General features: G+C 69.1%; 18 protein-coding genes. 9 read left to right on the top strand and 9 right to left on the bottom strand.

The features are described 5' to 3' along the window. Window positions 1-67 precede the first annotated feature (67 nt). The 7 genes from rnpA to U9J66_RS12360 all read left to right on the top strand — a co-directional run bounded on the left by rnpA (window position 68) and on the right by U9J66_RS12360 (window position 5,621). Complete coding sequence (rnpA, locus tag U9J66_RS12330; RefSeq protein WP_014911370.1) at window positions 68-541, top strand: ribonuclease P protein component; 474 nt, start codon at window positions 68-70, stop codon at window positions 539-541. After that, the gene (gene yidD / locus U9J66_RS12335) at window positions 538-852 is read left to right on the top strand and encodes a membrane protein insertion efficiency factor YidD (RefSeq protein WP_014909391.1); all 315 of its coding nucleotides are present in this window, start codon (window positions 538-540) and stop codon (window positions 850-852) included. The genes rnpA and yidD overlap by 4 nt, the downstream gene beginning before the upstream one ends. A 28-nt stretch (window positions 853-880) precedes the next feature. Next, entirely contained in the window at window positions 881-1,819 is a 939-nt protein-coding gene (gene yidC / locus U9J66_RS12340; protein ID WP_014908764.1) for a membrane protein insertase YidC, read from the top strand. 146 nt (window positions 1,820-1,965) lie between these two features. After that, window positions 1,966-2,454 (top strand): Jag family protein, encoded by a 489-nt coding sequence (locus U9J66_RS12345; protein WP_014910891.1) that lies wholly within the window; start codon window positions 1,966-1,968, stop codon window positions 2,452-2,454. Window positions 2,455-2,790: 336 nt separating this feature from the next. Then, window positions 2,791-3,522: a 16S rRNA (guanine(527)-N(7))-methyltransferase RsmG gene (gene rsmG / locus U9J66_RS12350; RefSeq protein ID WP_041561778.1), complete on the top strand. Its 732-nt coding sequence runs from the start codon at window positions 2,791-2,793 to the stop codon at window positions 3,520-3,522. Between the two features lie 203 nt (window positions 3,523-3,725). Continuing rightward, complete coding sequence (locus U9J66_RS12355; protein WP_187294547.1) at window positions 3,726-4,553, top strand: ParA family protein; 828 nt, start codon at window positions 3,726-3,728, stop codon at window positions 4,551-4,553. Between the two features lie 75 nt (window positions 4,554-4,628). Then, complete coding sequence (locus tag U9J66_RS12360) at window positions 4,629-5,621, top strand: ParB/RepB/Spo0J family partition protein (RefSeq protein ID WP_326337730.1); 993 nt, start codon at window positions 4,629-4,631, stop codon at window positions 5,619-5,621. 101 nt (window positions 5,622-5,722) lie between these two features. On the opposite strand, the gene trxA is transcribed toward U9J66_RS12360, so the two are convergent. The 3 genes from trxA to U9J66_RS12375 all read right to left on the bottom strand — a co-directional run bounded on the left by trxA (window position 5,723) and on the right by U9J66_RS12375 (window position 7,599). Next, window positions 5,723-6,046 carry a thioredoxin gene (gene trxA, locus U9J66_RS12365; RefSeq protein WP_014912343.1) on the bottom strand — a complete coding sequence of 108 codons (324 nt, stop codon included), beginning with the start codon at window positions 6,044-6,046 and terminating at the stop codon, window positions 5,723-5,725. Between the two features lie 45 nt (window positions 6,047-6,091). Continuing rightward, on the bottom strand, window positions 6,092-7,024 hold the full coding sequence (gene trxB, locus U9J66_RS12370) for a thioredoxin-disulfide reductase (RefSeq protein WP_014912754.1): 933 nt from the start codon (window positions 7,022-7,024) through the stop codon (window positions 6,092-6,094). 137 nt (window positions 7,025-7,161) lie between these two features. Next, window positions 7,162-7,599 (bottom strand): hypothetical protein, encoded by a 438-nt coding sequence (locus tag U9J66_RS12375; RefSeq protein WP_014910065.1) that lies wholly within the window; start codon window positions 7,597-7,599, stop codon window positions 7,162-7,164. Between the two features lie 174 nt (window positions 7,600-7,773). Between U9J66_RS12375 and U9J66_RS12380 the strand changes: the two genes are divergently transcribed. Both U9J66_RS12380 and U9J66_RS12385 read left to right on the top strand, forming a co-directional pair. Next, on the top strand, window positions 7,774-8,937 hold the full coding sequence (locus U9J66_RS12380) for a sensor histidine kinase (RefSeq protein ID WP_326337732.1): 1,164 nt from the start codon (window positions 7,774-7,776) through the stop codon (window positions 8,935-8,937). After that, a complete protein-coding gene (locus tag U9J66_RS12385; protein ID WP_326337733.1) occupies window positions 8,934-9,611 on the top strand; it encodes a response regulator transcription factor in 678 nt (225 codons plus the stop codon). Before U9J66_RS12380 ends, U9J66_RS12385 begins: the two co-directional genes overlap by 4 nt. On the opposite strand, the gene U9J66_RS12390 is transcribed toward U9J66_RS12385, so the two are convergent. The 6 genes from U9J66_RS12390 to U9J66_RS12415 form a co-directional block, all read right to left on the bottom strand. Continuing rightward, entirely contained in the window at window positions 9,608-10,462 is an 855-nt protein-coding gene (locus U9J66_RS12390; protein ID WP_326337734.1) for an anti-sigma factor family protein, read from the bottom strand. The genes U9J66_RS12385 and U9J66_RS12390 overlap by 4 nt on opposite strands. Further along, a complete protein-coding gene (sigM, locus tag U9J66_RS12395; RefSeq protein WP_014912916.1) occupies window positions 10,459-11,085 on the bottom strand; it encodes an RNA polymerase sigma factor SigM in 627 nt (208 codons plus the stop codon). Before sigM ends, U9J66_RS12390 begins: the two co-directional genes overlap by 4 nt. A gap of 33 nt (window positions 11,086-11,118) precedes the next feature. Continuing rightward, window positions 11,119-12,690 carry a protein kinase family protein gene (locus tag U9J66_RS12400; RefSeq protein ID WP_326337735.1) on the bottom strand — a complete coding sequence of 524 codons (1,572 nt, stop codon included), beginning with the start codon at window positions 12,688-12,690 and terminating at the stop codon, window positions 11,119-11,121. A gap of 246 nt (window positions 12,691-12,936) precedes the next feature. Beyond that, complete coding sequence (gene murJ, locus U9J66_RS12405; protein ID WP_234305899.1) at window positions 12,937-14,727, bottom strand: murein biosynthesis integral membrane protein MurJ; 1,791 nt, start codon at window positions 14,725-14,727, stop codon at window positions 12,937-12,939. A 168-nt stretch (window positions 14,728-14,895) separates the two neighbouring features. Then, on the bottom strand, window positions 14,896-16,779 hold the full coding sequence (gene murJ, locus U9J66_RS12410) for a murein biosynthesis integral membrane protein MurJ (RefSeq protein ID WP_326337736.1): 1,884 nt from the start codon (window positions 16,777-16,779) through the stop codon (window positions 14,896-14,898). 179 nt (window positions 16,780-16,958) lie between these two features. Further along, window positions 16,959-19,484 carry a DUF6049 family protein gene (locus U9J66_RS12415; RefSeq protein ID WP_326337971.1) on the bottom strand — a complete coding sequence of 842 codons (2,526 nt, stop codon included), beginning with the start codon at window positions 19,482-19,484 and terminating at the stop codon, window positions 16,959-16,961. Window positions 19,485-19,503 lie beyond the last annotated feature (19 nt).

Consider the following 19,503-nt stretch of genomic DNA (forward strand, 5'->3'; position numbering starts at 1 on the left):
TGTCGTGGCATGACGGCGTCGGTCGAGGCGTCCGGCCGTGCCACCTTCCGCTCCCGGAGGAACGCCGATGTTGTCGCCGCGGAATCGGATGCGTCACAGCTCCGAGTTCGGATCGGTCATGCGTTCGGGCAGGCGCGCCTCGCGTGACGCCCTGGGCGTGGTCTATCTCGCTCCGAAGAAGGAGACCGACGCCGCCGACCCGCCACGTATCGGTTTCGTCGTGAGCAAGGCGGTCGGGGGAGCGGTGGTGCGCAAGCGCGTCCAGCGCAGACTGCGTCACCTGATGCGCGCTCGATCGGAGTTTCTGCCAAACGGTAGCCTGCTGGTAGTACGTGCCCGACCCTCCGCCGCGCATCTGCGGCAGGAGGAACTGGCTGTACAACTCGACAGCGCGATCGCCGCGGCCCGACGACCCCGTGGGGCCTCGCGACGCCGACGCGGACGCGGGGGAGACGAACCCGCGCCGACCGAGGCGACGAAGAGCGGAACAGACGGGAACCGCCGCCCCGACGAGGGCGCAGAACGGTGGACGAGCCGATGACCGAGCACAGACCGACGGCGTTCGCGCGGTTGCTGATCCTGCCGATCCGCGGCTACCAACGTTTCATCAGCCCGCTCTTCCCCCCGGTCTGCCGCTTCTATCCTTCGTGCAGCGCGTACGCCGTCGAGGCGCTCCGCGTGCACGGCGCGCTGTACGGGTGGTGGCTCGCCGTCAGGCGCATCGCCCGTTGCCACCCCTTCCATCCGGGGGGTCTTGATCCGGTTCCGCCGCCCAGGGGGCGCCGGAACGAGGAGTCCGAGGAGTCTACGGGCGGAACCGGGTCCACCGGCACCGCTTCCGGGGACCAGTAGCTGAACCGAATCACCGAGGAGTTGGCCGGTGCTGGACTGGCTTTACAACATCATCGGCCACGTGTTGGTCTGGATCCACTCGGGTCTGACCATCGTTGGCCTGAACCCCGACAGCGGGTGGGCGTGGGGCCTGTCCATCGTGCTGCTGACCTGCCTGATGCGTCTGCTGATGGTGCCGCTGTTCGTCAAGCAGATGAACACGCAGCGCAAGATGCAGGAAGTGCAGCCGAAGATCATGAAGCTTCGGGAGCGCTACAAGCACGACAAGGAGCGACTCCAGCGGGAGTCGATGAAGCTCTATCAGGAGAGCGGCACCAACCCGATCATGGGTTGCCTCCCGCTGCTGCTCCAGATGCCGGTCTTCTTCGCTCTGTTCAGCGTGCTGCGCAGCGTCGCCGAGGGCAAGGTGCAGTTCGGCTTCACCCAGGAGCTGGCCGACAGCGCGCGTGAGGCGCTGATCTTCCACGCTCCGATCGCGGCCCAGTTCAACACCTCGCCCGAAGAGCTTCGGGCCCTGGGCGCCACCGACCCGATCATGGCGAAGATCGTCATCGCGATCGCGTGTGTGGTCATGGGAACGACGACGTTCCTGACCATGCGTCAGAGCATCAAGCGCAGCATGGCGCAGCAGCCTGACAACCCGATGATGCAGACCCAGAAGATCATGATGTACATGGCGCCCCTCTTCGGGCTCTTCGGTCTCATGATGCCGATCGGTGTCCTCGTCTACTGGGTCACCTCCAACATCTGGACGATGGTGCAGCAGCACTTCCTCTACCGGAACCAGCCGCTTCCGGGCGAGTCCGACGCCTCCGCCAAGGGCACCCCCTCCAAGGGGCCGGCCAAGGGGATGTTGGGTCGCAAGAAGAGCTCCGAAACCACGCCGGAGCCGCAGGAACAGCCTAAGATCGAACGCAGGCAGCCGAAGAAGCAGTCGCGTTCCAAGCGCGGCGGTGGGTCCAAGTAGGGTCGAATCCGCTTCGTGTCGACGGCGGTGACTTGCGAGTGCGCAGGCGACAATGCCCCTGAGGCGTACGGCGGTCAGGGACTTGACGGATACGAGGAGACGGGATCGCTGTGGGAAGTAGCGCGGAAGAGAGCGGTGGAGTAGCGGTGGCTGAGGCACCTGAGGCCGGAATCGACGTCGAGGCCCTGGAGAACGAGGGTGACATCGCCGCGGACTACATCGAGGGTCTCCTCGACATCGCGGACTTCGACGGCGACATCGACATGGACGTCGAGGGCGACCGGGCGATGGTCTCCGTCGTCGGTGCCACCCTGGACGAGCTCATCGGCGAGGACGGCGAGGTCCTGGAGGCCCTCCAGGAGCTGACCCGGCTGGCGGTCCACCGCGCCACGGGCGAGCGCAGCCGTCTGATGCTGGACATCGGCGGGTACCGGGAGGGGCGCCGCAAGGTGCTCTTCCAGACCGGGACCGAAGCGGCGAACAAGGTCAAGGAGACCGGCGAGGCCCGCGAGTTGGAGCCGATGACCCCCTTCGAGCGCAAGGTCGTTCACGACGCGGTCGCCGCGGCCGGCCTGCGCAGCGAGTCGGAGGGCGAGGAGCCCAACCGCTACGTGGTGGTCCACCCGGCGGACTGACGTCCGCTCTTCGAGCGTCGGGGGCGGTGTTTCACGTGGAACACCGCCCCTTTCGTATGCGCTCGATCGGTCCGGGGAGGTGTTTCACGTGAAACCCGGGGGCGCCTCACACATAGGATCGAGCCGAGACCCTTCCCTCGTGTCGTCCCGCTCTCGGCAGTGTGAGGACGACCCTGAACCGCGCACCGCGCGATCCCTCGGTGGGAGAGTCTCTGTGCGCGCGGACTGCCGTGATCCGCCGTGCGCTCCGCTCGTCGTCGACCGATGGACAGGTCGACATGACGACTCAACGGTTCATGGAAGTGACGATGGACGAGTTCCGACAGGTGGTGACCGATGACCTCGGGCGCTGAGGAGACCGGCGCTACGCTCCCCGCACCGCCCCCGCAGGCGGAGGCGGTGTTCGGCGACAGCCTGCCCGTGGCCATCCGCTACGCCGAACTTCTCGCCGACGATGGTGTGCGGCGTGGGCTGATCGGCCCCCGGGAGGTGCCCCGCCTCTGGGAGAGGCACCTCATCAACTGCGCCGTCGTCGAGGAGTTGCTTCCGGAGGGCGCGGAGGTGGTGGACGTCGGATCGGGTGCCGGCCTGCCCGGGCTGGTGCTCGGCCTGGTACGTCCCGACATCCGGATGACCCTCTTGGAGCCTCTGCTGCGACGGACCGTCTTCCTCGACGAGGCGGTCGAACTGCTGGGGCTGAAGAACGTGACGGTGCGTCGAGGGCGTGCGGAAGAGGCCCACGGGGAGCTCTACACCGACTTCGTCACGGCTCGTGCGGTGGCTCCGCTCTCCCGATTGGCCGGTTGGTCGCTACCTCTGTTGCGCAAGGACGGCAGCCTGCTGGCCCTCAAGGGGGAGCAGGCGGAGGCCGAACTCGCGGAGGCCGAGAAAGACGTTTCGAAACTGCGGCCCAGTGCGTGCGATGTGATCAGGGTGGGTCGGGGTAAAGTCGATCCCGCTACCACGGTCGTTCGCGTCACGGTGACATCCGACGGTGGTCCGTCCCGATCCGGAGGTTCCCAGAAGAAGAGACGGGGCGGCAAGAAGAAACGCGGACGGAAGAGGTGAACTCATTCGTGTCCCAGAACCCAGCCGACAACGCCGGTGTTTCACGTGAAACACCGGTAGGCGCCTATGGAGACCTGCTCGATGTTTCCCCTGGAGCACCGGCGGATCCAGCGGTGGGTCAGTCCCCTGTTTCACGTGAAACATGGGGGGCGGCTCACGGTGGCGCTCCCGAAACCCCCCTCGCCCAGGCGGCCCGTTCGGCCATGTCCGGCCGAGGACGCGAGGAGATCTGGCCTCGTCCCCGGTCCTGCCGGGTGATCAGCGTCGCCAACCAGAAGGGCGGCGTCGGTAAGACGACCACGACGGTCAACATCGCCGCGGCCCTGGCCATGCACGGCCAGCGTGTCCTCGTGGTCGACCTCGACCCGCAGGGGAACGCCTCCACCGCTCTCGGTATGGAGCGCGACGATCAGACCCGGTCCATCTACCACTGTCTGGTGGAGGACGAAGAGATCCGGAAGCTGGCCAAGCCGGTCCCGGACATCCCCGACCTGTGGTGCGCCCCCGCCACGATCGACCTGGCCGGCGCCGAGATCGAACTGGTCTCCCTCGTCGCGCGAGAGGCCAGGCTCAAGAGGGCCTTCAGCGCCTACGACACCTCCGACCTCGACTACATCCTCATCGACTGCCCGCCCTCGCTCGGCCTGCTGACGGTCAACGCGATGGTGGCGTGCGACGAGGTCATGATCCCGATCCAGTGCGAGTACTACGCGCTGGAGGGCCTGGGGCAGCTGCTGCGTAACGTGGAGCTGGTCAAGTCCCACCTGAACACGGGGCTCTCGGTCAGCACGATTCTGCTGACGATGTACGACGCGCGGACCCGGCTCTCCCAGCAGGTGGCCGACGAGGTGCGTTCCCACTTCGGCGACCTGGTCCTGAGAACCCAGGTGCCGAGGAGTGTCCGTGTCTCCGAGGCGCCGAGCTACGCCCAGTCGGTCATGACCTACGACCCCATGTCCACCGGGGCGATGGCCTACCTCGAAGCGGCGCGCGAGATCGCGCATCGGGCCGAGGGGCCCGGTGTCGGCTGACGCCGATTGTTTCACGTGGAACACCCGTTCTCCGGTCGGACGGACGGCACGCTAGGAATGTGAAGGGAATTGCCGGTGAGTCAGCAGCGGCGCGGATTGGGCAAGGGGCTGGGGGCACTCATCCCGCAGGGGCCGGCGGTCCCCGCGCCGGGGGAGAGTGTTCGAGAGACGGTGAACCCCGCGGTGATCCCGGCGGCCCCGGTGGCTCCGGTGGCTCCGGTGACCGAACCTCCGAAGACCGAGGATCCCAAGGAGTTGCCGGACGGCACCTACCTGGAGGAGATCGCCCTCTCCGACATCGTCCCCAACCCCCGACAACCCAGGACGCACTTCGACGACGAGGCCTTGGAGGAACTGCGGGAGTCGATCGTCGAGGTCGGTCTGCTCCAGCCCGTGGTGGTCCGCAAGGTCGAGGGCGGCGACCGGCCGCGCTACGAGCTGATCATGGGCGAGCGTCGGTTCCGCGCGAGCAGGCTCGCCTCGCTCGAGCGGATCCCGGCGATCGTCCGTAAGACGGAGGACGACGAACTGCTCCGGGAGGCCCTCCTGGAGAACCTCCATCGGCAGCAGCTCAACCCGTTGGAGGAGGCCGCCGCCTACCAGCAGATGCTGGACGACTTCGGCACGACCCAGGCGGAGCTCGCCCAGCAGGTCGGTAAGTCGCGTCCCTACATCGCCAATATGCTGCGTCTGCTCAACCTTTCACCGAAGGTGCAGACGAGGGTCGCGGCCGGTGTGCTCAGCGCCGGACACGCACGCGCACTCCTGTCGATCGACGATCCCGAGGCTCAGGATCGCCTGGCCCAACGGGTGATCAACGAGGGCCTGTCGGTGCGCTCCCTGGAGGAGATCGTCTCCCTGCGGGAGATCCCGGAGGAGGAGAAGCCGCGCCGGGTCCAGGCGGGGAGGATGGAGAATCCTCCTCAGGTCGAGGAGTGGGCGACCCGGTTCGGCGACCGACTCGACACCACGGTGAAGGTGGACATCGGCCGGCGTAAGGGCAAGATCGTCGTGGAGTTCGCGACGGTCGAGGACCTGGAACGGATCATCCGCCAGATCGAGAACTGAGGACGCGAGGCTCGATGTTTCACGTGGAACATCGAGCCGAGAACGGCGAAGGGCCCGCGGGGTGATCCCCGCGGGCCCTTCGTGTGCTTCCGGCCTCCCGATCACAGGAACTCGGCGAGCTCCTTCTCCAGGACGCGCTTGGGCTTGGCGCCGATGAGCTGCTTGACGACCTGGCCGTCCTTGTAGACGTTCATGGTCGGCAGCGACATGACGTTGTACTCACGGGGCGTCTGCGGGTTCTGGTCGGTGTTGAGCTTGACGACCTTGAGCTTGGCGCCGTGCTCCTCGGCCAGCTTGTCCAGAACCGGGGCCATCTGTTTGCAGGGGCCGCACCAGTCGGCCCAGAAGTCCACCAGGACCGGAAGGTCGCTGGAGAGGACCTCTTCCTTGAAGTCGGCATCGGTGACGGTCTTGACGGTCGACACTGCTCGGTTCTCCTTGGATCGACGGAAAAGGGTGGGAGGTGGGGGTCAGTTGCCGTGCTCGGCGAGGAAGCGCTCGGCGTCCAGGGCGGCCGAGCAGCCGGTGCCCGCGGCGGTGATCGCCTGACGGTACTGGTGGTCGACCACGTCGCCGGCGGCGAAGACGCCTTCGAGGTTGGTACGGGTGGACGGGAACTCCACCTGGACGTAGCCCTCCTCGTCGAGGTCGATCTGGTCCTTGAAGAGCTCCACACGCGGGTCGTGGCCGATCGCGACGAACAGCCCGGTGACGTCCAGGGTGTCGCCCTCGCCGGTACGGGTGTTGCGCAGCTTCAGGCCGCTGACGCGGTCCTCGCCCAGGACCTCGGTGACCTCGGTGTCCCAGAGGAAGGAGATCTTGTCGTTGGCGAAGGCACGGTCGGCCATGATCTTGCTGGCGCGCAGCTCGTCACGGCGGTGGATGACCGTCACGGACTTGGCGAAGCGGGTGAGGAAGAGGGCCTCCTCCATCGCGGTGTCGCCGCCGCCGACGACCGCGATGTCCTGGTCACGGAAGAAGAAACCGTCACAGGTGGCGCACCAGGAGGTGCCGCGGCCGGAGAGCTCCTTCTCGCCGGGCACGCCCAGCTCGCGGTAGCCCGAACCGGTGGCCAGGATGACGGTGTGCGCGAGGAAGGTCTCGTCGCCCGCGGTGACCTCCTTGACCGGCTTGGTCAGGTCCACCGAGGTGACGTCCTCGGGGACGAGCTCGGCACCGAAGCGCTCGGCCTGCTTGCGCATGCTGTCCATGAGGTCGGGGCCCATGATCGCGTCGGGGAAGCCGGGGAAGTTCTCCACCTCGGTGGTGTTCATCAGAGCGCCGCCGGCGGTGATGGACCCTTCGAAGACCAGGGGGCGCAGTTCTGCGCGCGCGGCGTACACGGCGGCGGTGTAACCCGCCGGACCGGAACCGATGATGATCACATTACGGACGTCACTCACGCTCGTAGGCCCTTCACAGTCGTTGCCCTGGCCACGGTGGCGTGACCGGAGGGGAAAGATGGTTAGCACAACCGATGGTAGAGGCCCCGCATTCCCGGTCCGACATCCCCGCGGCTTACCCAGGAGGGGTATGTCCCTCAGGGGTGGTGGGCACCGCGGTCGAGCGCCGCGCGCGCCACCAGGGCGAGCAGCCCGGAAAGGGCGCCCCAGAGGGCGTTCACGGCCAGGACCGAGACCGGCGCGAAGGGGTGGGTGAGCGGCCCTTGGAGCTCTCCTTGGAGGAGCGGTGACAGTATGGCGCTCGACACGACGGCGAACACCCCGTAGGCCAGCCCGGCGTGGACGAGGGTGAGAAGGGGGCGGGGGACCCGGGCCACCACCACCGCGGTCACCCATACCGCGGTGATCACCACGGTCGTCACCACGGGGACGGTCGGTCCGGGGGAGAGCGCGTCGGCGATCCCCGTGACGTTCAGCAAAGGGCGGATCAGCGCCAAGGCTCCGAGCCCCAGCACGAGCGGCCAGGGGATCTCGGACCACGGGCCTCGCGAAGTGGACGGTGTCCGTTCTCCCACGGCTACCTCCCGGGACGGGCGTCGTGACGACGCGATCGGTTCGACGTCGACGACGCTAGGTCGCGGTCTCGACGTCGGCGTCGGATCCCGGGCGCTCACCATTACGTCCGAACGCGTACCGACGCGCGCTCGAAGGCCGGTGGAGCGGACACCCCCGCTTCGTAGAATCGGCGCATGACGGAGCCGCCGCCGGAGCAGTCCACCCGCCACGCCCTCGTCGTCGACCTGCTGTTCGGTTTCGCGGTCTTCGCCGTGGTGGCGATCGCGGTCGGCGCGGATGTCAGCGGGAGGGGGAACCAGCCGCTCGGATACGGGCTGGCGGTGGTCCTCGGCGCCCTCATGCTCGTCCGACGCCGTCGGCCCCTCTTCGTCCTGGCGGCCACCTGTGTCCTGGTCGTCGCCAACTACGTGATCGACCTGCCCACGATCGGCCTCGCGGTCCCCCTGGCCGGGGCGTTGTACTCGGCGGCGGAGGCCGGGCACACCCGGTGGGCGGTCGGAGGGGCGACGGCGCTCCTGTCGCTCTCCACCCTCATCAGGCTGGGGGAGGGACAGGACCCCGCCTATCTCCTCGGCTACGAACTGGCGTCCACCGTCGCGATCATGGGCGCCGCGATCGCGCTGGGGGACGGAACGCGACAACGGCGCGAGGGCGCGCGGCAACGGCGGCGCATCGCCGTGCTGGACGCCCAGGCGCGGGAGGCGGAGGCCGCGGAACGGACGGCGCGCGAACGCACCCGGATCGCCAGGGACCTGCACGACGCGGTCGGCCACCATCTGTCGGTGGTCTCGTTGCATTCGGCGGTCGCCTCGGAGGCGTTGGAGGAGGGCGTGGAGGATCCGTCGGTGGCGAGGGCGGAGCTGGATCACGTCTCCCGGGCCGCCAGAGAGGGGCTGCGGGACCTGCGGGCCACGGTGCGGGCCCTGCGCGATCCCGGGGGAGAGGTCGAGCCGGTGGCCGGCCTGGCCCACCTGGAGGCGTTGGCCTCCTCGGTCCGGGACGCCGGGGTCCGGGTGGAGGTGTCCGGTTCCCCGGGAGAGGGGCTGCCGGGGCTGGTCGACGCGGTCGCCTACCGGGTGGTCCAGGAGGCGCTCACCAACACGCTCCGGCACGCGGGGGCCCGTCACGCCCGGGTCCTGATGGCACGGGACGGGGACGGACTCACCGTCACGATCACCGACGACGGAGGATCCGTGCGGACACCGGTACGAGAGGGCAGCGGGTTGACGGGTATGCGGGAGAGGGTGCGCATGGCGGAGGGGACGCTGGAGGTCGGCCCCGATCCGGCCGGCGGGTTCCGGGTACGGGCGCGACTCCCCCTCGGAGGTGGGACGTGATCCGGGTGCTGTTGGCCGACGATCAGCCTCTGGTCCGCGCCGGTGTGCGGGCCCTGGTGGAACGGGACGGGGACATCGAGGTGGTGGCGGAGGCGTCCGACGGCCGCGCGGCCCTCGTGGAGCTCGACCGCTTCCGTCCCGACGTCCTGTTGCTGGACCTGCAAATGCCGGTCCTGGACGGGTTGGACGTCCTGAGGGAGCTGGAACGCCGACGTACCGATGTGTCGGGTCGCCGACATGTCGACACCCGGGTGGTCGTGCTGACCACCTTCGGTGAGGACGACAACGTGTTCGGGGCGCTGCGTTCGGGGGCCGCCGGTTTCCTGCTCAAGGACGCGGGTCCCGGAGAGCTCAGGGAGGCGGTCCGCACGGTCGCCGCGGGGGAGGCCCTCCTCTCGCCTGGGGTCACCCGCAGGGTCGTCGAACGGCTGGTGGAGGTGGAGCCGCCACCGGGGGCGGACCGGCGACTGGAGGGGATCACCGATCGGGAGCGCGAGGTTCTGGCCCTGGTCGGCCGGGGGATGTCCAACCAGGAGATCGGCGCCGAGCTGCATCTGAGCCCCGCGACTGCCCGCACCCATGTGGGGCGGTTGCTCACCAAGCTGGGGGTCAGGGACCGTGTGGGGCTCGTCGTGGTCGCCTACGAGAGCGGCCTGATCCGCCCCGGCTCCTAGAGACGCTTCTCGGAGAGTACCTGTTCGGTGACGTCGCCGCCTCGGGCGCAGGTCGGGTCGAGGACCACCACGGAGGCGCCGTCGGCGTCACGGACGAACAGGACCCAGGCGCGTTCGCCGCTCTCGGATCCCCCCTCCCAGAGGGCGTCGTCGAGCAACGTCACACGGGAACCGGTGGCCTCCTCATAGAGGGTCACGCACTCCTGGGCGCCGGCGGGGAGGTCGGAGGAGAGGGTCTGGACACCGGGGCCCGTGCCGCTCTCTCCCTCCTCGGTCATGGCCAGGACCCGGGAGGCCTGTTCGGCGAGCCGCTCCTCGGTGTAGGCCGTGCCGCTCTCCAGGGCCTCGGTGGAGTAGGACCGGGTGATGTCGGGGTCGGATTCGCTCTCCTCCGTCAGAGGAGAGGAGGCGACGCCCTGGTCGGCCCGGTCCTCGGAGAGCACGTTGGTGAGGACGGCGGTACCGCCACCGATCACGAAGACGGAGGCGGCGGCGACCATCATGAGCCTGGGCAGCCCGAGGCCGCGTCGTTTCGGGGTGAACGGGACCACCGTGGCGGGCCTGTTCTCCTCGACGGGAGGCGCCTCGTGTCCCGTCTCGTCCGTAGCCTCGTTCGCCGCGCGTTCGGCGACGGCACGGGCGATCCCGTCATCGAGGAGGTCGGCGACGTCCCGCGGCATCGCGGGGGCCGGTGTCCCGGCGAGCGTTCTGGAGACCCCCGCGAGATCGTCGAGGGTGGTCGCGCAGGTCGCGCAGGTCTCTATGTGGTCGGCGACCGAACGTTCCTCGTCGGGGTCCAGAAGGTCCTCGGCGAAGAAGGCGAGTGCCTCCACGTCTGGATGGGACGTCACGATGGGTTGGCACCTCCTCTCTCAGATGTGACGTCTCGGGGAGATGCGGGGTTCCTTAGATGGGCCAGAGACGGAAGAAGTTTCGCGCGACCTCGGGCACACCGGCTCTTGATGGTGCCCGGGGCCACGTCGAGGATCTCGGCGGCCTCGTCCACCCGGTAGCCGAGCATGTCCACCAGGGTCAGTGCCATGCGCTGGTCCAGGGGCAGGAGCTCCAGCGCCGCGTGCACGTCCAGCCGGGCCTCGGTGCGGGAGGCGTGGTCGGGCGCACCGCCGGTGCGCCCGAGCCGTTCGTTGGAGATGACGTCGAGGGTCTCGTCCTCGGTCGGTGTGGCGGGACGTACCTTCCTGCGTCTGAGCCGGTCGTGGCAGGCGTTCACCACGATCCGGTGCAGCCAGGTGGTGACCTGTGCCTCGCCGCGGAAACGGTCGGCGGCGCGGAAGGCGGACAGGAAGGCGTCCTGGAGGGCGTCGGAGGCCTCCTCCGGGTCGCCCATGATCCGGATGGAGACAGCCCAGAGGCGCTCACGGTGTCGGCGAACGAGTACCGCGAACGCCTGTTCGTCACCTTGAGCGTGCCTCGACAACAGCTCCTTGTCGGGAAGCTCCTGGGCCGCTTCCATCAGCGCTGATCACATACCCCGTCACTCGAGAATCTAGAGTCCGCGTACCTCGACTTCGACAATGCTCCCACGGTAGCGACCCTCGTCCGTGGGCAGGGAGGTGAACCAGATCAGGACGTACTGTCCGGAGACGCTCTCGTCGAGGGTGACGACCTGTTCGCCGTTGATCGAACCCTCCCAGGCGACCGGGAGACCGGCGTCCAGGGAGGCGTCGTCGGAGACCGAGTTCGTGTCCCCGACCCTGACCTGGACCCCGTACTCACGGGCGGGCAGGGTCAGGTCCACCTCGTGGACCTCCTGGGAGGAGCCGAGGTCGAGGAGCAGACCGACACCGCTCTTCTCGGTGCCCATGGGGTCGTTGTAGCCCTCGGTGTTCCACTGGGTGGACGGATCGCCATCGTGGGCCCGGGGCGCGTTGGCGTCGTGCTCGGAGCCGTCGCCCAACGGGTCGAACCCGGTGGACGAGGAGATCGGCAGGACCTCCAGGTCGGCGCTGTCGACCGTCTCCTCGGTGGTCTCGGATCCGGAGTCGGCCTCGGTCTCGCCCTCGTCGCCGGGGCGCATCATGGAGCCGACGACCCAGGCCCCCGTGACCACGGCGGCGAACAGGAGCAGGGCCAGGGCCCCGATCACCAGTCGCCTGGCGGACGGGCGTCGTTCGCGGTCGGTGTACTCCTCTTCCCGGGCCGGGGCGGGCCGGGAAGAGCTCCGTGCGGGCGCCGAGGCGTTGCGCGAACTGCGTCGGGGGCCGGTGGCGCCGAACTCTCCGGTGCGCCGCGAGGTGCCCTGCTCCGGCGGAGGGGTGGCCTCCGGAGGGGCCACGGGCAGCGGGATGAGCCGCGGTACCTCGGCCAGGGCCGCGCAGAAGTCGGCCGGTGTGGTGATCGGCGGGCCGGGCACCATCTGGCCCGCGAACTGCGGCAGGGCCGCGCGGGTGGTGATGGTGGCGAGCTGGTCGCTGATGCCCTGGCGGAGCTGGCCGGGCGGGTAGGGGCCCATGGGGCCCTGGGGGGCACCGGGCAGACCGCTCTGCGGCCCACCGGGCCAGTGCCCGGTGAGGGCCGCGTAGAGCAGGTTGCCCAGGCCCTGGGTGTCGACGGCCGCGGGGTCGGCGATGTTGCTGCCGAGCAGCGCGGCGTCGACACCGATGCCGGTGACCTTGACGGCCCCGCCGCTGCTCCACATGAGCTTGCCGGGGGTCAGGCACAGGTGGTGGAGACCCCCCGCGTGCGCCGCGGCGATGGCCTCGGCCGCCTCGGCGACCAGACCCGCGGCGCGCTCGGGCTCCATGGGGCCCTGGGCGAGGAGTTCGGCCAGGGAGGAGCCGATGACCCACTCCTCGACCACGTAGGGGACGGGGGTGGTGTCGTCGGCGTCGAAGACCTGGGTGACGCGCGCGTCGGGGATACGGCTCGTGGCCCTCGCCGCGCGGACGACCTCGGATGTTCGGGGGAAACCCTCGGTGAAGGTCCATACCGCGACAGGACGCGCCAGCGTCTCGTCGGTGGCCTTCCAGCGGGTCGCTCCACCGGTCTCGCTCACCACGTGGTCGAGTCGGTAGCGGTTGGCCAGCTTCGCCCCGGGTTCGATCAGAAAGGTGCTCATGATGGGAGTGACGGGTGCCAGTGCCGTTGGGTCGCGCGTGCTCCTTGCGGGCTCACGCGAGGGGGTCGGCCCTGTCTGCTGTCCCCAGCCTCCCTTCGGGCAGCTCGGATAAACGATGCTCTGGTGGTCAAGCGGTGTCTGTCCATGCTAGGACGCGTGAACAGCCTCTTTGGAGGACATTGGCTACTCATTCACTTTCCGGGGCATATCCGGGTCCGATCGCCCAACGTCGGCCATTCCAGGTGATCAGCGGCGTCGCAGGCGGGTCTTGACCAAATCAAGGAACGCAGTGACTTCGGTCACATTGAGGAACTTGGCGGCAACCACGAACAGTACGGCACCGACCAGCCCCCCGGCCACCATCGCCCCGAGCGCCGGCCACAGCTCACCGGGCAGACCACTGAAGACGAAGATCATCAGGACACCGAACACCGCGGCGGGCACGGCCGCCAGGTGCAGTTTGAACAGGGTCGCCAGGGTGCGGCGCCCGTCCAACCCGTTGAGTCTCTTACGGAGGATGTACCACATGATGATCGAGCCCACGATGTAGTACAGCCCGTAGGGGAGCGGCAGCCACACCACGATGTGCTGCGGACTCTCCGCCAACACGAACAGCAGCGCGATCGCCGTGACCGCGTGAGCGATCTCGGAGGGGATCGAGACCAGCGCGGGCGTCCGCGTGTCGCCCAGCGCGTAGAACACGCGCATCTGGAGCTGGAACAGCGTGAAGGGGATCAACATCACGCAGAAGACCATGAGGATCCGGCCGATCGCGGCGGCGTCCTCGGCGCTGGTGCTGCCCTGCGCGTAGATCATCACGCAGAACGGGACGGCGAAGACGATCATCGCCACCGAGATCGGCACGATCAGGACCGAGGAGAGGCGGAAGCCCCGGGAGAAGTCGCTGCGGACCTGGTCCTTACGGCCGGCGGCGACGTGTTCGCTCATTCGGGGCAGCAGGGCGGTGATCACCGAGACCGCGATGATCGCGTACGGGAGCTGGAACAGCATCGACGCGAACTTGTACGCGGCGATGCCCGAACCGGTGTCGAAGCCCAGCTCGGCCGCCATCGAACCGGCGCGCGTGGCGACGTTGGTGGAGACGAGCGCGCCCACCTGGGCGACCACGATGTAGAGCATCATCCAGGAGGCGGCGCCGGCCGCCTCGCCCAGACCCGAACCGCGCAGGTCCAGGCGGGGACGCCAACGGAAACCGGCCGCCGCGAGCGCCCACACGAGCACGGCGGCCTGGACGACCTGCCCCAGGGCGGTGCCCAGCCCCAGCAGGGCCAGCTCGCTCTGGGTCACCGTGTCGGGGGAGCGTCCCGGGCCCGCGATGGACAGGAACCACACGCAGATGCCGATGATGACGACGTTGTTCAGCACCGGCGCCCACATCGGGGCCCCGAACCTGTTGCGCGCGTTGAGCATCGCGCTGGCCAGACCGCTGGCGCCGATGAAGAAGATCTGGAGCACCAGGTAACGGGCCAGGATCACCGAGACCTCGTACTGAGAGCCGCTGAAGCCGCCCGCGTAGATCCGGATGAACCACTCCGCGATCAGCACGGACACCAGGGTCAGTACGAACAGCGCCAGCAGCATCAAGGTGACGAGCCGCTGCTCTGTCTTGTCGCCGCCGTCGGGGTCCAGCTTGCGCCGCTTGACGAGGAACGGTACGAACACACTGGCCAACAACCCGCCGATGAGCAGGTCGTAGATCATGTACGGGACCATGCCCGCGGTCTGATAGGCGTCGCCCAGGAGCTGGGTGCCGATCGCCGCCGCCAGGACGATGGTCCGGACGAACCCGGTCACGCGGGAGGCGATCGTGCCGACCGCCATGATCGCCGTCGACTTGGCGATGTTGCCCGGCGCGGTGTGGGAGGACCCGCCGATCTCGTCGCCGTCCTCCAGACCGGCACGGTCCGCGGTACCGACGTCACCGATGTCCTCGGGGTTCCGGACGGTCTTCAGACCGGTCTCGGGCGCGGACTCCGGTTCGGAGCGTTCGTAGGCGTCGAGCACGTCCTCCGGCATCACCAACTGGCGACGGGCGGGGTGCTCCGTTCGTTCCGAGGGACCCGGGTAGGGCTCCTCGGTCTTCTCACGGGGGTGGTCGCTGGACACCGTCGGGCGGTCCTTTTCTGGGTGGGACGACTACGTGCTCACCGGCGGGGCGGGGCCGGTGGAGGAGAGGGGCGGTGACTAACGACGCAGCCGGCCTCGGATGAGTTCCACCGCGGCGCTCAGCTCGGGGACGCGCAGTACGCGCGCGGCGACGAGGAAGAGCAGGGCGCCGACCGCGCAACCGGCGACGGGGGCGCCGATATAGGTGGCCAGACCGGGACCGACGTAGGTGTCGAAGAGCCAGAGCGCGCCGAAGCCCGCCGCGATGCTCGGGACGACTGCCAGGTGCAGCCGCAACATTGTTCCAATGATGTGCTTCCCGTCAAGCCCCTCGATCCGCCGACTGAGGACCTGACCGGCGATGGTCAACCCGCTCAGGAACGAGAACATGAAGCCCGCGGCCACACCGACGACCACCATGTCGGGCGGCAGGAGCAGGTAGGCGACCAGCGCCAGACCGCTGTGAACGGCCAGGTTGGCGATACCGATGAGGGCCGGGGTCCTCGTGTCGCCGAGCGCGAAGAAGACCCGCAGCATGAGCTGGAAGACGGTGAACGGCACCAGACCGAGCGACATGACCGCGAGGATCTGGCCGATGGCGGACGCGTCCTCCACCGAGACGGAACCGCGGGCGAAGGCCAGGATCGACAGGGGCTGGGCGAACATCGCGACCGCGAACGCCGTCGGCACCAGCACGAACGCGGAGATCCGCAGCGTGCGGGAGAAGTCCGAGCGGACCGCGTCCCAGTTCCGGTCGTCGGCGTGAGCGCTCATCCGGGGCAGCAGCACGGTGATGAGGGAGACCGCGATGATCGCGTACGGAAGCTGGAAGAGCTGGTAGGCCAGGTTGTAGGCGCTGATACCGGCACCCACGTCCAGGCCCTGCTCGATACCGGCGACGTTGGCGGCGTTGGCGATGTTGGTGGTGATCCACAGACCGGCCTGGGTCAGCAGGGTGTAGAGCATCATCCAGCCGGCCGAGCGCAGAGCCTCGCCGAGCCCGGAGCCGCGCAGGTCGAGGCGGGGCCTCCAGCGGTATCCGGTGCGGGTCAGGGCGACGAACAGCACCACGGCCTGGAGGGCCATGCCGGCGGCGGTTCCGGCGCCGAGCAGGGTCAGCTCGGCGGAGGTGACCGTCTCGGGGGTCCGCCCCGGGCCGGCCACGACCAGGAACATCGCCGCCACACCCATGATCACGATGTTGTTCAGCACCGGGGCCCACACGGCCGCGCCGAATTTGCCTCGGGTGTTGAGCATGGCGCTGAGCAGGCCGCTCAGACCCACGAAGAAGATCTGGGAGAGCAGGAACCGGGCCAGATAGACCGACGTGTCGAACTGGAGGGACGTGAAGCGCGATCCGTACAACCAGATCAGCGCCTCGGCGGCCAGGATCGCGACGGTGGTCACCACCAGTAGCGCGAGCACCATCGAGGTGAAGAGCCGGTCCTCGGTGGCCTTGCCGCCGTCCAGGTCGTTCTTGCGCCGTTTGACCAGGAACGGGATGACCACGGAGGCCATCAGACCACCGATGAGGAGGTCGTTGAGGATGAAGGGGATCGTGTGCGCCGTGTGGTAGGCGTCGCCCAGCAGGTGGGTACCGATGGCGGCGGCCAGCACGATGGTGCGGGCGAACCCGGTCAGGCGGGAGGCCATGGTCCCCACGGCCATGATCGCGCTGGAGCGCATCATGCCGCCGGAGGGCTCCGCCTCGCCCGCGGACTCCTGCACCGGCTCCTCGGCCGTCTCCCGGCGTTCCCCGGCGTTCCGGCGGTCTCCGCCGAGCACGGGGCCGTACGGGTCGGCGGCGGGCTCGGGGAGCTCGCCCTCCTCGAAGGACGGGGTCGGCCCGGGATAGGGCCGGATCGGACCCTCTCCGGGAAGCGGCCCTTCGGAGGCCGGCCTGCGGTGCCTGGGGGCGTAACGAGGCGGATACTCGTCGCCGTTAGGGGAGTCGGTGACCACTGTGGATCAGGGTTCCTTTCGTCCGGCAGGGAAGGAGATCGGTACCGCGGCTCCGTGCGGGGATACGCGGAAAGGGCGGAAAGCCCGGGTCCGGGGACCCGGGGAGGGAAAAGGGGTGTGACACGGCCGACGGGGCGACGTGTCGGAACGTCGCCCCGTCGGCCGCGGTGCCGGCGAGATCACTTGCGCGCGTCGCCGTCGTCGTCGGGCCGGTCCTCGGCCTCTTCGGAACCGTCGTCCCGGGAAGCCGACCCCTCGGTCCCGTCGGACCGTTCGTCGGTCTCGGACCCGGCGGCCTCGCCGTCACCGGCTTCGGCGCCCTCGTCCCGGGGGATCTCGGCGGAGGGAGACTCGCCGTCCTCGTTCTTCTCGGCCTTGGCCGCCTGACGGCGGGCCCACTTGCGCAGCGCCCGAGGGGCGAGCGCCGCGATCAGGATCAACAGGCCGATCCCGCTGATGAGCAGAGCCTGGGTCCCCAGGCCGGTGGCGTTCACCTGGAGCATGGTGTCCTGCGGGCTGATCGGCTCGCCGTCCGCGTTCTGGAGGCTCACGTGCACGGTGGTGCTGCCGTTGATCCGGGCCGAGAGCGGAACGTAGACCGTCGTCTTCGCTCCCGGGGCGATCTCGAAGGAGGACGTGTAGTCACCGATGCTGAGCCGCTCGGAGTTCTCCGAGAAGATCGACAGGTGCACGTAGACGGACTCGTCCTCCAGGTCGTTGGCGACGAGCACACCGGTGATCCCGGTCCGGCTGGCCAGGGTGACCGGCTCGCCCGGGATGATGCGCACGTCCTCCATGCGGCCCTGGACGGCCTGGCTGACGAGGGAACGGGTCGCCCCCGCCAGGGCCTCGCGCTCACGCCAGTACACCGACTCCAGCCGCACCAGTGAGGGGCGGAAGGGGTCGCTGTCCCCGACGAGGATGCTGTTGAACAGTCGGACGTCCCGGCTCACGTCCTCGATCTGGCCGAGGTAGGTCGAGCTGAGCTCCTGCCCGTAGGACTCCTGGGGGTAGTTCAGGTCCTGCCGGGTGTCCTCCCACTCGTCGGGGTCGGGGGTCTTCACCCGGTCCAGCCGCTCGGGCGACAGCCAGGGCAGGTCGTCGGTGGCCTTGAGCACCCCGGCGGCGAGTTCGGCGCTGGGGTCCCAGTCCCGTGAGGGGGCGGCGACCACCACGCGGTCCTTCCCACCGTCCTCGCCGGCGATCATCGCGGTCTCGGCGGCGAACCGTTGGAGCGCCAGCGCGGATTCCCCGGGGCCGTGCGAGGGCATGGACAGCACGTCGGTCAGACCGGCGTCGGCGACCAGGGCGAAGGGATCCACGCCCTCCTCCTCGGCCCCGGTGGCGGGCAGCGGGGCCTCGGCGGTCAGGGTCGTGTCGATCCACGGCTCCGGCGGGAGGGCCTCCTCCGTCAACAGGAAGCGGTCGGCGCCGTCCGAGGAGAACAACTCCTGCACGCCCTCGTCCATCAACCCCTCGGCGGGCAGGGCGAAGCGCTCATCGGCCTCCAGGGCCAGAGAACGTCGCAGAGCCTCCCTGGAGATGCTCAGCGAGGCCTCGGCGTCCGTGCGCATGTCGTTGCGCAGCAGGGACGCCAGGTCCGTGTCGGCGTAGGAGGACGCCACCACGGCGTCGGCCGCGAGCACACCGCGGGCCTCCCGCAGCCATACCTGCGCCGCCTGGTCCGCGGCGCGTTCGTTCCGCTCGGGGTCACTGCCGGCCGGAACCTCCGAGAGGTCCTCGACCACCGTGTGGTCGGCGGCGGCCATCCTGAGGATGTCGTCCATGGTCCCCGGGTCGACGGCCCAGGTCACCGGGATGCCCTCGGTGCGTTCGGGCGAACGTTCCTTCTCGCCGCCGTCCTGATCCTCGTCCTCATCGGACTCCTCGTCCTTCGGCGACGCGGAGGCCTCGTCCCGAGGCTCACCGCTCTCCTCGGGAGAGGGGGAGGAGTCGCTCGGCTCCTCGTCGGGAGAGGGTGATCCGGCCTCGGGGGACGGATCCTCCGCCTCCTCGGACGGGTCCTCGTTCAGCCCGAGCTCCTTGACGAGGTCCTCGTCCCCGACGTCGAAGGAGAGCGGAACCTGGGCCCCGGCCTCCAGAAGACGGCCGAGACGCCCCTCCGCGGTCACGGAGTCGTGGAGACCCTCCCCGAGGAAGGTGTCGTCGTCCGCCCGACCCGGATCGTCCATCAACGGCCAGACCCAGGCCAGATCGACGGGGTCCACGTCCTTGTCGTCCTCGCCCACGTAGGGGAGGAAGGTGTACTGAGCGCCCAGCAGCTCGCCGTCACCGCCGACGGCCTCCACCACCAAGGGGTAGACGCCGTAGGACCCCAGCTCGAGATCCTCCACCGGGGTACTGAGCGAGTACTCGATGGTGCCGTCGGGCTTCAGCTCGCCCTCGAACTCCTTCTTCGGACCCCGCGAATCGGGTTGGAGGCCCTCGCCCGAGGCGAACCCGTCGAGTTCGTCACGCGAGGTGAAGGCGTTCCTGGAGTAGCGGATCCGGACGGTGACGTCCTCCACGGAGGCGCCCGTGGTGTTGGTCACCTCACCCGAGACGCGCAGGGTGCTGTCCTCGTCGAGCGAGGAAGGGGTGATCCGTTCCACGGCGACCGGAGGGGCCGACTCCTCGTTCTCGGGCTCCGCGGAGGCGGGCGAGAGCGTGGCCGGTATCGGGAGCAGCGCGGCGGCCATGGTCATGACCGCGGCCACGGGAGCA

This window comes from Nocardiopsis sp. LDBS1602, from assembly GCF_035818715.1.
Lineage (GTDB): Bacteria > Actinomycetota > Actinomycetes > Streptosporangiales > Streptosporangiaceae > Nocardiopsis > Nocardiopsis alba.

Excerpts from the sequence above, each read along its gene's own strand:
- U9J66_RS12380 (WP_326337732.1), top strand. The coding sequence starts at position 7,774 with ATGACGGAGCCGCCGCCGGAGCAGTCCACCCGCCACGCCCTCGTCGTC.
- sigM (WP_014912916.1), bottom strand. The coding sequence starts at position 11,085 with ATGGAAGCGGCCCAGGAGCTTCCCGACAAGGAGCTGTTGTCGAGGCAC.
- U9J66_RS12400 (WP_326337735.1), bottom strand. The coding sequence starts at position 12,690 with ATGAGCACCTTTCTGATCGAACCCGGGGCGAAGCTGGCCAACCGCTAC.
- yidD (WP_014909391.1), top strand. The coding sequence starts at position 538 with ATGACCGAGCACAGACCGACGGCGTTCGCGCGGTTGCTGATCCTGCCG.
- U9J66_RS12355 (WP_187294547.1), top strand. The coding sequence starts at position 3,726 with ATGTCCGGCCGAGGACGCGAGGAGATCTGGCCTCGTCCCCGGTCCTGC.
- rsmG (WP_041561778.1), top strand. The coding sequence starts at position 2,791 with ATGACCTCGGGCGCTGAGGAGACCGGCGCTACGCTCCCCGCACCGCCC.
- U9J66_RS12415 (WP_326337971.1), bottom strand. The coding sequence starts at position 19,484 with ATGACCATGGCCGCCGCGCTGCTCCCGATACCGGCCACGCTCTCGCCC.
- rnpA (WP_014911370.1), top strand. The coding sequence starts at position 68 with ATGTTGTCGCCGCGGAATCGGATGCGTCACAGCTCCGAGTTCGGATCG.
- murJ (WP_234305899.1), bottom strand. The coding sequence starts at position 14,727 with ATGCCGGAGGACGTGCTCGACGCCTACGAACGCTCCGAACCGGAGTCC.